The sequence below is a fragment of the Dysgonomonas termitidis genome, assembly GCF_054657735.1.
This window is the reverse complement of record NZ_BAAHYD010000002.1, coordinates 2,961,620-2,975,536: the sequence shown is the minus strand read 5'-3', so window position 1 is coordinate 2,975,536 and position 13,917 is coordinate 2,961,620. Positions and strand designations below refer to the sequence as shown.

General features: G+C 39.7%; 5 protein-coding genes. 2 read left to right on the top strand and 3 right to left on the bottom strand.

From position 1 onward, the window contains the following. Positions 1–4: 4 nt before the first annotated feature. Genes ACYQ3L_RS16330 through ACYQ3L_RS16320 form a run of 3 tightly spaced genes read right to left on the bottom strand, consistent with a single transcriptional unit; the run spans position 5 to position 7,615 of the window. Positions 5–2,365, bottom strand: a complete 2,361-nt coding sequence (locus tag ACYQ3L_RS16330) for a family 43 glycosylhydrolase (protein WP_379995239.1) — start codon at positions 2,363–2,365, stop codon at positions 5–7. A gap of 11 nt (positions 2,366–2,376) precedes the next feature. Beyond that, entirely contained in the window at positions 2,377–4,350 is a 1,974-nt protein-coding gene (locus tag ACYQ3L_RS16325; protein WP_379995237.1) for a RagB/SusD family nutrient uptake outer membrane protein, read from the bottom strand. A 13-nt stretch (positions 4,351–4,363) separates the two neighbouring features. Then, positions 4,364–7,615, bottom strand: coding sequence for a SusC/RagA family TonB-linked outer membrane protein (locus ACYQ3L_RS16320; RefSeq protein WP_379995235.1), 3,252 nt, complete (start codon positions 7,613–7,615; stop codon positions 4,364–4,366). 320 nt (positions 7,616–7,935) lie between these two features. On the opposite strand from ACYQ3L_RS16320, the gene ACYQ3L_RS16315 reads away from it, so the two are divergent. Further along, entirely contained in the window at positions 7,936–12,195 is a 4,260-nt protein-coding gene (locus ACYQ3L_RS16315) for a hybrid sensor histidine kinase/response regulator transcription factor (RefSeq protein WP_379995233.1), read from the top strand. 121 nt (positions 12,196–12,316) lie between these two features. Then, positions 12,317–13,288: an arsenic resistance protein gene (locus ACYQ3L_RS16310; RefSeq protein ID WP_379995231.1), complete on the top strand. Its 972-nt coding sequence runs from the start codon at positions 12,317–12,319 to the stop codon at positions 13,286–13,288. The last annotated feature ends 629 nt before the right edge of the window (positions 13,289–13,917 follow it).

The following is a 13,917-nucleotide window of genomic DNA, read 5'->3' as shown; positions in this document are numbered from 1 at the left end:
GGTATTATTCATTATCAGATAATATTTTAAATACAAACCCGGAGGCTGTTTCATATTTTCCTCCTTGCATAGCATTGAAAAGGTATGCAGGTTTTCCGTTCTTCATTAATAACTGCGGACGCTCAAACCGTCCGTATCTTTTGAGGTGTTTGGGAGCAGGCGGCTCCTGCAAATAGGCATCCGCGCCAAACCAGGCTATCTGAGGCTCCGACCAGTTTATTCCGTCTTCCGATTCGAAAATCAATCCTGCCTCATGATCGAAATATCCCATATCGCGCATCAGCATTTTAAATTTGCCATCCTCTATATACACATATGCATCTTCAACCTGTTTATTGTCACCGTATTTTGAAAGATCGACAACCGGATTTTGCTTTATTCTCTTATATTTTCCTTCTATGTTGTCAGCTATAGCCAGACCGTATTTCCGGTTGGCACGGATAGTTCCTTTTTCATTTTGGTAAGCCTCTTTGTTCCATGACTTATAGTAAAGCCATGCTTGTCCGTCGGGATGTGAAACGAATGCGGGATTGGTCGTATTGCAATCGTCCCATTCACCGCTCTTCCCTGCTTCCAGAAGCGGTTTTTCGCATCTTTCCCAAGGCCCGTCCAGTGACCCGGATTTTGCCATGCCGATACGTTTGGTATAAACCGTTCCATCGCTGTTACCCATATAAAAAAGGTAATAGGTCCCGTCCACATATTGTATATGCGGATTATGGCAGGTCGTCGCATCAAAATATCCCGGGCGGGGAACCAATACAGTTTCCACATAGGTATAAGGCCCTTCCGGCTTATCTGCTACAGCATGTGCGATTTCACTTTTATGTATCCATCCTCCCATTTTATATTTTTCAGGCCAGCGTGAATAAAAGACATGGACTTTTCCTTCTTTATCGAATACCGGAGCACAGCACCATACATAGTATCCTTCCGATTCCAGAATACGCCCAATCGGCTGTAATTTTTTACTAAAATCAGAAATCTTATCCTGAGGGTATTTTCCCGTTATTTTCAAATTTGTATTTTTCCTTATCACAGAATAATGATAGTTGTCTAAATTTACTAAAGAATTGAGATACACTTCAATATTTGTATAATCTTCATTGAGATTGTACAGATTTCCATCTTTAGGATCATTCGGGTTCAATCCGTGTGCTGTCTCCCATGTATCGGGTATTCCGTCCCCGTCACTGTCCGCGGAATATTTTCCTTGTTTCAATCCGGGCCATCCACCGACTGCATTTTGCGAATCGATGATACCTTTATTGCCTCCGCCATATGTTTCCCCACCTATGGCCGTCCCTGTCTTTACTTCCTCAATCACCCGTTTATCATATTCATCTCTGCGGTGGCTGCAACCCGCGTAGGCAAGTACCTTTTCGTAAGCTATTTCAGGGATGTCTTCCATAATCGGCTCATAAGGAAACGGCTGTCCGGCTTTTATCCTCTTTTCAGTACCCACTCCTTTCCAGTTATCGGTAGTAACTTCATCGCTGCCTTCCATTACATTTCCGGCAATGTAATATGAGCCCGTCCCATCTTCTGCCGGATCAAGAAACCATGCCCTCTTGCTGTCCGAAGTTGCAGGGCCGGGCTTATAATAATTTGCCGCAAAATTTATTTTTCCGTGTTGTCCTCCGCCATAAGCAGATTTAAATCCCCAATTATAAACTACATTGTTCCGGAAATCTACGGGAGAATATCCGTCCGACGCAAAACGGGGATTCCGGCTGCTGTGATGAGCCAACAGGTTATGGTGGAAAGTAGCTTTGCTGCCGCCCCATATTCCGCCGAAACCATGCGCACCTTTTGAATGGACAGATTTAGCCAGACTATGTGTAACCATGCACCATTGTACAGTTACATTTTCAGATCTGTAAACTGAAAGACACTCATCTACCGACCACGAAACGGAACAATGGTCTATAATCAAATCTTTTACCCGCATAGCGCCCATCGCATCGTCTTCTATCGCGTGAAGGTCCCCCATACGGGTGCGGATATAACGGATAATCACATTATTAGCCCTCACATAGAGAGGGTAACCTTTGAGACAGATTCCATCACCAGGTGCACTTTGCCCGGCAATGGTTATGTTGTCTGTTTCAATAATCAGCTTCGATTGCAGGTCGATAGTCCCGTCTACCGCGAAAACTATTATTCGTGCTCCCTGCTGCTCTATGGCATCCCGCAGACTTCCCGTGCCCGAATCGTTCAGGTTGGTAACTGTAATCACACGTCCGCCCCTTCCGCCGGAAGTGTATTTACCATAGCCTTCAGCAGTAGGAAATGCAAGAGGTTGCGAGGATAAATTACAGATATATCCTAATATGCATACCGGTATAAGAAGTAAATTACGCATAGGCTTTCTGATTAATACATTGGATGCTGTTGACCTATCAGTCCGGGATTTACATCAATTATATTCGTAGTATTGAATGGAAGGATTTCTACCATATTCTTCTGCATGCCATAAAACATATTCTCGATCCATTTATTAACTGAAGCTAATCCCGGCACGTCCTCTACGGAAAGCCCGCCCATCTGTTTCACCGAATGGCAACCAAACATATTTAATATAGTATATGATACTTCTGTAACGTCTGTTCCGGTGGGCACGCTGCTTTTGGTAAAGTAGACTTTGCCTGTGGCGCTATTTTCGTAGAAAGTTTTATCCAGATAGCCTTTGCCTGAGGCATTTATCGTATTGAGAGTCGTAATTTCCCCTTCTGTAAGGTTCATAGAATTGATATCCGTGTCATCCATAGAAATATAAGGAACAGCTATAAGCGGATTTTTAACGACAGCTTTCACCTTCTTATATGCACGGTATACACCTACATCTGCATATTGACCTTCGTGCTTTGCCAATTGGTACAGCTTCTCTCTTTCCGCTGTTAAATATTCGTATAATATACCCCAGCGTGTAAGGTCGCTCTTACGTAACGATTCGTTGGAAAGCTCCAGTTTGCGCTCTTTGATAATGGCATCCTTGAACCCGTTATATTCTGAGGGAATAGTACCTACCTTAGAAGCGTCCTTATTAAAAGCACGCAGACGAACTGTTTTTATTGCGTTTGCAGCAGCTTCCGTAGGCCCATTATTCAATTCGTTCAAAGCCTCTGCATACATCAGCAATACATCCGAATAGCGTAACAATGGGAAATTAATATCCCGTTTACTGTCTGATGTTCCCCGGTCCGCTTTCCAGTCGATACGGTATTTACCCAGGCAAGTCCCGATATATGTACTCATCTGCAAATTGTCATCCGACAGAATGCCATAGTTGCAAACCGATACATCGCGGCGCTGATCTCCTTCATCAAATTCGAAGTAAAGAGTCGGCATAGTTATCATCTGGGGACCTCCTTTACCGAATGTAGCGCTTGTTCCGCTGGTAGCAACCCCATTCACATAACCAGTACGTACATCCGGGCTTTCGGAGCCATACCAGCCATATTCAAGGATCGTTTCATTGTTGTATTGTTTCAAAGCCAGGTCACGGAATACCTGATCGTAGTTGCTTAACAAGCTATTTTCATTTTTAGCAATGACTGCTGCACATGCGTCGGCAGCTATCTGATATAGTTCTCTGATGCGGGCTGCATCTTCACGCTGTGCATTTTTCACAGTGCTTTTATTATAAGGAACGGTATTCAAATCCCAGCGCAGTGAATATCCGGCAGCATGCAGGGCTACACGTGCTAAAATACCATACGCCGCATTCTTGGTGAAACGTTCTCCTGTACTTACCATCCCCTCACTTTTCCAGGGGAGTAATTCGACGGCTTTCTGCAAATCAGCAATACAACGATCCCATATTTCATCGCGACTGACACGTGAAGATGAAAAAGTCGTCAAATCGGAAGTAGGGATGTCTGTATAAGGAACATCACCATAAAAACGCACAATATTCCAGTATGCATACGCGCGAACGGCATAAGCCTCACCCAACAGTGAATTAACCTTTGTTTGTTCAGCTTCGGCAGCACTCATCAAAGGAATATTCTTAATACAGACATTGGAATATTCGATAGCGCGATACATGGTGGTATAAGTAGAACTTAACATCCCGGTAAGATTCGTATAATCATAATTCGAAACATTGTATTTGGAATTTGATTCCGTCGAACTTGATTCGTCTGTACCCATCAATAACTGGTATCCCAATTCTTGTGTAAATATATATGGATAAGCTCCGACTACTGCCATTTCGGCTCTGCTCACCGTTGAAAACACACTGGAGCTATCGGCTTTTGATTCGGAGGGCATGTCCAACCAGTCCTCACATGAACTGAACATCAGCAACAGGATAGATATTCCTAAAATATTTATTATCTTTTTCATATTCATGATCTATTTAAAAGGTTAAATTTACTCCCAACACCCAACTTTTTGCCCGTGGATAAGAAGAATTGTCTATACCCGGAGTCAAAGCATTATCGCTTGCCGATACTTCGGGATCATAACCGCTATATTTAGTGAATGTATGGATATTGTTCAGCGTACCATAGACCCGGACACTATTGATCCTTGCCTTTTGTACTAGTTTCTTAGGCAATGTATAACCCAAGGTAATATTATTCAGACGCAAATAAGAACCATCTTCCAGGTAATAACTACTGTGGTCGCTGATAGCTGTCTTATTATTGGAAGAAATATTCCATAATAAACCTCCGTTCTGGTTGGGATTCAGCTCAGCCAATCTTGCCAGATTAGTACTCTCTTTGCCTGTCTCAGAATCTATCAATGTAAACCTGTCGCTCATCTTCGATAGTGTATTTTGATTTGCCAGATATGGACCAATAAATCGTTGTGTACTCATATTGAACACTTTATTGCCATATACAAAATTAAAGAAGATGTTCAGGTCAAAACCTTTATACCTGAAAGTATTGTTCATACCTCCTGTAAATTTAGGTTGTGCTTTACCGATAACCGTACGGTCATTGACAGAGAAAACAGGATTTCCATCCTGATCCGTTTCACCGGCAATCGCTTTATATTTCACATCGCCTACTTTTACGCTGGAGCGGGTACTTCCTTTCAGATAGGGTACATCATCCTTCAGCGTATAAGTTCCGTCCTGGTTCTGAATAAAATCATCGGTAGTATAGATGCCATCATAAATAAGTCCGTAGAACTGTCCTAAAGGTTGTCCCACTTCTATTTTGTATCCCATACGGGATTCATAATCTTTTATAAAATAATTGAGTTCGTCACTTCCATACAGATCCAATACTTTCGAACGGTTGAATGCGATATTAAAATCAGTCGACCATGTAAAATCTTTGGTGGAAACATTCGTTGTATTCAACACGATTTCAACCCCTCTGTTGCGAATAGAGCCGATATTTTGTATCTGGGTAGAATATCCGGTGGAAGTAGGTATTTTATTTTCTATCAACAGGTTGGATGATTCATTATTATACCAGTCCACAGAGAGGTTAAAACGGCTGTTGAGCCAAGCCATATCTAATCCTATATTAGTGGTGGTCGTTTTCTCCCATTTCAAGTCTGGATTCCCCAATGTCGTACCGGGAATGTATGTAATATAATCTCCTCCGTTATATCCATAATGCCCGGATCCGTAAGAGGTCGCATACATATTGTTTTTAATATTGTTGTTACCCGCAATACCGTAGCCCACACGCAGTTTCAGATTATTCATAATCGTTTTTACATTTTCCATGAAGGACTCTTCCGTAATACGCCACGCCCCCGAAGCAGAAGGGAAATATCCCCATTGCTTGCCTCTGGCAAACTTGGACGACCCGTCTCCGCGCAAGGTACCCGTAAAAAGATAACGTTCATCAAAATTATAAGAAAGACGGCCAAATACAGAAACCAATCCTACTTTCTCCTTATCAGACTTCCATGTATAAGGGATTCCCATACTCACATCATTCAGTCCGAAGTTACCATCAGAGAAACTACGGTATTCATTTTCCAGCATCATATTTTCGGTATAATAAGTCTCCTGTCCCAAGAGTACATTAAAACGATGTACTTCTTTCAGGTTGAATGCATAGTTCAAAGTATTTGTGATCTGCCATGAATATTTTTCACTATTATCCCGGGAGCCATAACCATAAGGGCTTTTATTTGCTTTAGCTTGTTTGGTGCTGCCGTCATCCCAATAATCTTTACGAATCTGCTGCCATGTATAGCTGCCGGCCGTGCGGAACGTCATGTTCTTTATAAGATCAAATTCAAGTCCGGCATTGACAGTTGCTAAACGGGTATATTTCTCGTTAGTAATAGCCCTGTTATCCAGAATCGGGTTTTGAGCATCATAATTGGCATCATTCATTATATTACCGATCTCCGTACCTATATCGGAACCTATCATTTGTTCATTTGTCCACCTTGCCCCTCCGGTGATCGGTTGCAGGATTGTCTGCTTTAGCTTTCCTCCCAGCGAACCACCACCGTCAACCTTGGTCATTTGCAGGCTGGAAGCAAAATCGAAACGTACACCTTTACTTAATTCATGATTGATCTTGGCGCGAATACTGTTTTTCTTATAGCCATGTTTCTCCATAATACCGTCTTCACCGGTATAGTTATAACTCACCATATACCTGGTTTTATTGGTGCCACCACTTATATTTATATTGTGATTCTGGGTAATTCCGGTATCACCGAATACAATATCCTGCCAATCGATTCCCGCGCGATTCCCATATTCTTGAGAGATTCTGGAATAAGCTCCGGAATAAAAGTCAGCTGCATTGACATCACCTCCGAAAAAATTGGCAAAACTATCCGCATTACCACGAAGCACGTTATATTCATATTGATATTTCACATAGTCTTCGACTCCTAATAAATCCAGTTTTTTGCCCAGACGGTTGAAGCTGACATATGCATTATAAGAAACTTCCGTTCTTCCCGATTTACCGGATTTTGTAGTGATCAATACAACACCGTTCGATCCTCTTGCCCCGTAAATAGCCGTTGCGGAAGCATCCTTCATCACGTCGATACTTTCGATATCATTAATATCTACATTCTGCAAACCGTTTTCCATTTGAAAACCGTCCACAATATACAATGGTTCTGTACCTTGCGTAATAGATGTGCCGCCCCGTACAGTGATCTGAACATTAGCGCCCGGTGCGCCGCTTTGCTGAATAACATTCACACCGGCAGCTTTACCGGCTAAGGCCTGAGCTGCTGTAGTTACCGGAATGTTGGCCAGATCGGAACCTTTGACCGATACGGTAGATCCGGTCAGATCTTTTTTTCTCACGGTGCCGTAACCGATAACTACTACTTCATCCAAAGAATTATCTTCAGTCTTCATCGTTACATTGAAAATTCTGTCGGAACCTACTGTTATGTTCTGCGAAACATAGCCTATAAAGGAGAAAGTAAGAACTACCTTATCATTTGGGACGGTTAATGAAAATTTACCATCCACATCGGTCAATGTACCTGTAGTAGTTCCTTTAATCGCGATGCTCACTCCCACGAGTGTTCCTAATTCGTCCTGCACTGTACCGGAAACTGTAATCCCATTTTGTGCAAAAATGATACTGCTATTCACAAGCGATAAAGCAAAGAATAGCAATACCTTGAAAAGAATTGGCTTTCGTTCTTTTTTCATACAATTATTCATGATATTAAATTTAGTTAGGTTATGGAACCAAAATTTGAATTTTCAATAGTATTATTTATAATGTAGTTTCAGATGTGAAAAAATATTCGCAACAAATGTATTGATGTTTCAAGGGCCGCGCATCGAAGATTTGACATTATACCTGTATTTTTGTGTAGTAAAATCGATTTTATGCTTGTCGCAGTTCCCGTCGTATGGAATAATCGTTAAATTGCATGGATAAATGTTTACAGCACCTGTAAAAACAGAAGAAAAGAACTTCCCTTTATCTGAACTTGTATAATTTTGTATTGTTGCCTTTTGATTAAATGAGTAAATTAAATCTAATCTGTATATTTCTGTATTTTCTGACTTTCCCTGTATATGCCATCGACGGTCTGAAATTTGAGAATATTACTAATAAAAACGGACTATCCCACAATACTGTAAGGAGTATCATGCAGGATAAACGGGGCTTTATATGGGTCAGTACCATAAATGGGCTGAACCGCTATGATGGCCGTGAATTTGATGTAATGCGCCCTCAATTCAATTTATTGTCACTCACCGAAAGCAAAATAAAAAAGACGGTAGAGGACAACAACGGGCGTATCTGGATACTCTCTACATCCGGGATTGTCGACTGTTACGATACTCATACCGAATCGTTTGTCGATTATACCGGAAAGAATGAGGCGAGAAGTTATCTGGATATCCTGGTGACAAGAAACGGGGATATCTGGCTGTGGGGAACAAAAGAAGGCGCATGCCGCATTCAATACGTGAATAACGAGCTTTTGCCGACATTATTCGATAAGAATAACATACAAACCAATATAGTAAACTTCGTATATGAAGATTCGGGTAATCAGATATGGTTGGGGACGGATAAAGAGTTGTATAAGATAATAAGGGATAATCCTGAATATTATATCACGGGAGACAATAATCTTAACTTTCAGAAAGCTGAAGAATCAGGCAGATACATTTACTTTTTTACTCATAACAATAAAATTATTGTAGGAGAAAAAAATAAGAAGAGATATTCTTCCATGATCGATATCTATCCGCAAAGAGGTAAATTTATTATTAATCAGACTGCTGTCCTGGATGAAAACAGAATTCTGATTACCGGGAAACAAGGAACATATATATTAAATATCCGCTTATCCGTAGTAACCGACGCAAAAGATATTTTTAATGGTGAGGAACTGACCGGAACGAGGATATTTACCGATAACAATAATAACCCGTGGATATATAACAAATCGGGTAATATATGGAAGTATGAAAAGCCTATACAAAAATTTAGGCGTATAGAGTTAATACCTAAATCCATTCTGCCGGTCATTGATCTGGAAAGGTATGATATTTATTGCGATTCGCGGGATATAATCTGGATTACAACATACGGGAACGGCCTGTTCGCCTTAGATCAGAACACGGGAGAATTAAGCCATTATACCCGCTACAACAGCGGGCTTAAAACCAATTATCTTCTTTCCGTATTCGAAGATAAATCCGGAGAGATATGGATAGGGACAGAACATACCGGTATTTCTAAAATCTCATTGACAAAATACCAGAATGAGGTATTTTTTCCGGATATGGATAAGACCAACGCTGAAAACAGAATAATCAGGACTATTTTCCAGGATAAGTCCGGAGATATATGGATAGGAACGAAAAGTGGCAATATTTACGTCTTCGATGAAAACCTTCAATCAAAGAATATTATCTCATTATCGCAGGGAATGCCGTATTGCATGATTGAAGACAGTAAGGGCGATAAATGGGTAGGTACCAAAGGAAACGGCCTGTTGGTCATCTCCGGTAACAGAGGTGAATATAAAACATATACTCACAACCCGACAGATACCATAAGTCTTGCTAATAACAGTATATACTCGATATTAATCGATTCGAAAGAAAACCTGTGGGTAGGGACTTTCGGCGCAGGATTACTCTATTGTAAGAAGGATGGTAAAGATTTAATCTTTGAAAGGATACCGGCTATATCTAACGAACAAAAGTTTATCCGGTGTATCATTCAAGACAGATCCGGCATGATCTGGCTCGGAGGGAACAATGGCATCGTCACCTTTACCCCTGATAAAATGAATAAGCAACCGGCTGATATCAGAAGTTTTCATTTCGACAGGAACAATCCCGCTTCATTAAATCATAGTGAAGTAAAATGCTTATTCGAAGACAGCCGGGGGCAAATCTGGATAGGAACATCGGGCGGGGGCCTTAATTTAGCCGTGAAAAACAGTCTGAACGGAGAAATCAGCTTCAGACATTTTTCATCCGAAGAAGGATTGATAAACAATGTAGTACAATCGATAGAAGAAGATAATAACGGCAATTTATGGATAAGTACCGAAAGCGGAGTTTCTAAATTGAATCTGGATACAATGATTTTCGAGAATTACAGTTTCCCCGACACTTGGGAAAGTGATCTGTTCTGTGAGTCTTCGAGTTACAAAAGAAAAAACGGAGAAATTATGCTGGGGAGTTATAACGGAATGTATATACTCGATCCATCTTCCTTCAAAAACAATGCTCCCGACCGGCCGGTATTATTGACCAAGCTTCGCATAAACGGTATTCCGGCAGTACCTAACGGACAGGATTCGCCTTTGAGTAAAAGCATTACCGAAACGAAATCCATAAAGTTAAAGAATGGTCAGAATTCTTTTAGCATAGAATTTTCATCATTAAATTTTCAGGACGCGTATTCCGACAGGTACACATATATACTTGAAAACTATGATAATAAATGGAATCCCATCACGCAATATAATGTAGCAACTTACAAGAATATTCCGGCGGGAAAATATATTTTCAGAGTAAAAGGGAGCAATAGTTCCGGTATTATGGCCGAACAGGAAACAGTGTTGGAGATTATCGTTGTCCCGCCTTTCTGGACATCGTCGAAAGCTATTGCTATATATATTATTACAGCGCTTATCCTCTGCTTTTTCGCGTCCAAACTTATTCTGAAAATGAACAGGCTACATAATGCAGTCGAAGTAGAAAAAAGGCTGACTGAATATCGTTTACGCTTTTTCACCAATATATCTCACGAATTCAGGACACCCCTGACCATTATCAGTGGAAGTATTGAGAATATGAGTGAAATGAAGTCTTTGCCTGCGCCCTTAAAAAAACAGATCAGGATTTTAGAGAAGAGTTCATTACGCTTAATGAGGCTGATAAACCAATTACTGGAATTCCGGAAAATGCAAAAAGACAGAATGGAACTCACTCTGGAATATACAGAAACTGTTAGTTTTTTTTCTGACATCTATCATATATTTACTGAGACAGCGGATAAAAATCATATCAATTTCACATTCTCATCGGACAAAGATTCGAAAATAACATTATTAGACAGGGGAAAGATGGATAAAGTGGCTTTCAATCTGCTGTCCAATGCCTTTAAGCATACTCCGGCCGAGGGTAATATTTCAGTAAAGCTTGAATTTAACGAAAAAGATGATTATTGGCAACTGACCGTTTCTGATTCGGGGACGGGTATTCCTCAGGATAAAAGAGACTTGCTGTTTCAGAGATTCAAACAGATTAATTATTCCATACCGGGCATTGGTATCGGCCTTAATCTTACCTATGAGCTGGTTAATGTACATCTGGGACGTATCGAATATTCAGAATCCGAATGGGAAGGTGCTTCGTTCATTGTAACGATTCCTTTGGCCGACAGCAATTATAACAGAGAGAACATCATCCATCCTGAACCCGTAATCAACTCTTCTTCCATTGAAGAGAATATATTTGAAGAGGATAACCTGAACGGAACTTTGAGCTCATATAAGATTCTTATTATTGAAGACGATGAAGATATCAGGTCATTCCTGACGGAACAATTAAAACCTGTTTTCAGTATTCTGACCGCACCCAACGGTGTTGAAGGGCTTAATATGGCTGTAAATGAGCAACCCAGCCTGATTATATGCGATGTTATGATGCCCGAAATGGATGGTTTTGAAGTTACAAAGAGGCTGAAATCGGATTTTCAATCAAGTCATATTCCTATAATTCTGCTCACAGCCCATTCATCTGTAGAACATCAGGTAGAAGGTATACAATCGGGTGCAGACGCCTATATAATCAAACCTTTTAGTACAAAATATCTGATGGCCCGGATTATTAAACTTATCGAACAACGGGAGAAATTACAGCAGAAATTTTCACAGGAACCCGGAATAGGACTTACCACGATTTGTACGACAGACAAAGATAAAGCCTTTATAGACAAAGTACATTCTATAATTGATACAAATCTGGATAACCCTGATTTTTCAGTCGATGTATTCGCTCAGTCTACGAATCTGGGAAGAACCATGCTCTATAAAAAAGTAAAAGGAATTACAGGCTACTCTCCAAATGAGTACGTACGGATAATACGCCTGAAAAAAGCGGCAGAACTACTGAAAACAACCGGTCTGAATGTTTCTGAAGTTGCTTACAAGGTAGGATTTAATGACCCTTTCTACTTCAGTAAGTGCTTTAAAGAGCAATTTTCTATATCACCTGTCCAATTTAAAGGAGGAAGAGAAAATTAATAATTGATTATAAGCTTTTTTCATTTTCTTATTCCTGACATATTCCCTCGCTTTAGTTAGATATTGGATATTCTTGTGAATAGTTATATTTTTGTAAATCCTGCATAATGATAGAAATTTCATGATAAATAAAAGTATACTTGAAGAAAAGCAAATAAGTATCTATATAATAATACTGTTGATCAGTGTTATCGTTGGATTGGCCTGGGATCAATCGAATATATTTGAACACGCCATTGAACCAATAATCGGGGTTTTACTTTACAGTATGTTTTGTCAGATTCCTTTTCTGGAACTGAAACAGGCATTAAAAAATCGCTCATTCTTCGCTGCTCTCTTATTTGGAAACTTTATACTGATACCGTTGCTTGTATGGCTCTTAGTAAGTATTTTTCCGCTAAACCCTGTAACCAGTATTGGGGTTCTTCTTGTTTTATTGACGCCATGTATTGATTATGTAATTGTTTTTTCCCATTTGGGGAAAGGAGATTCCAAATCGGTTTTGGCTTCCACCCCCTTACTGTTTATTTTTCAAATGGTATTATTACCTCTGTACCTGTGGTTTTTTCTTGGAAAAGAGACTGTCGGTATAATCGAGGTTACACCTTTTGTGAAAGCATTTTTTTATTTGATCGTTATTCCATTTGTACTTTCAATAATAACACAGTTAATCTCAAAGTCAGATAATAGAATAGGAAAAAGTATTTTGAGTTTCTCGGGTTGGTTACCAGTCCCGCTTATGGCATTGACATTTTTTGTCGTTATTGCTTCTCAAGTCGGGATGTTATATGAAGATCCGGCACCAATATTAACCGTTGTACCGATCTATGTTACATTTGCCATTATTGCCCCTTTGACAGGAAAGCTCTCGGCTAAAATATTTAAAGTTGATGTATATGGTTCACGGGCTGTTTCATTCTCTACCGGTACAAGAAATTCTTTAGTCGTTCTGCCGCTTGCGTTATCTTTGCCTGCCCCTGAAAATCAGCTGGTCGCCGCAGTTATTGTGACACAAACTATTGTAGAGATTCTGTTTGAACTGATTTATATCAAGGTAATTCCGATCATGACAAACAGTAAAACAAAAGAATAACAAATTGTAAAAAGGAATTAAAGTTTTAGATTAATAAAGAATGAGTATAAGAAATATTAATGCAGATATTCTTTCATACTCGTATGAGGTAAACTAAATGCCTGTTTGCATAATTCCTCCTTGTATTTTTTATTTGCCGGATTTGTTGTTTGACATTATGTTAAAAAGGCCTTATACATTGCCTGTAATATCTGATCTTTCTGTTTTATAGCTGTCTGGGCTATTCCATTTCTAACCATGCCGTCCTTTTACACGATCTTTTATTTAATAACTGTATCCTCTTTAGATTATCATTGTTCGCCAGGTGTTGTGAAGCTACAGTGTATGCCTTTATTGAAGCATATCTGATAATTCGATTTTCAGCCGATGAATTGGGATTGAAAATGCAGTATTTCACTCTTATTTTCATTCAATATAATTTGCATTCAATTTATGACTGCAAGTTATTTCTAAAATTTCACATAAATTTTATAGATTTTCGCCATTATATTTTACATTTTCTCCTCGTAGTGTGAAAAAATGTAACAATGGGATATTGTTAGAATTTAAATATTTGTCAATCAACGGAGCCTCTTGCTTATTTTTAATATATAAGAAATAAGAAATAAAATACAGGGAATATTAGCCTT

What these genes read in the sequence shown, in the direction of transcription:
- ACYQ3L_RS16320 (WP_379995235.1), bottom strand. Translation starts at nt 7,615, where the DNA reads ATGAAAAAAGAACGAAAGCCAATTCTTTTCAAGGTATTGCTATTCTTT.
- ACYQ3L_RS16315 (WP_379995233.1), top strand. Translation starts at nt 7,936, where the DNA reads ATGAGTAAATTAAATCTAATCTGTATATTTCTGTATTTTCTGACTTTC.
- ACYQ3L_RS16310 (WP_379995231.1), top strand. Translation starts at nt 12,317, where the DNA reads ATGATAAATAAAAGTATACTTGAAGAAAAGCAAATAAGTATCTATATA.
- ACYQ3L_RS16330 (WP_379995239.1), bottom strand. Translation starts at nt 2,365, where the DNA reads ATGCGTAATTTACTTCTTATACCGGTATGCATATTAGGATATATCTGT.
- ACYQ3L_RS16325 (WP_379995237.1), bottom strand. Translation starts at nt 4,350, where the DNA reads ATGAAAAAGATAATAAATATTTTAGGAATATCTATCCTGTTGCTGATG.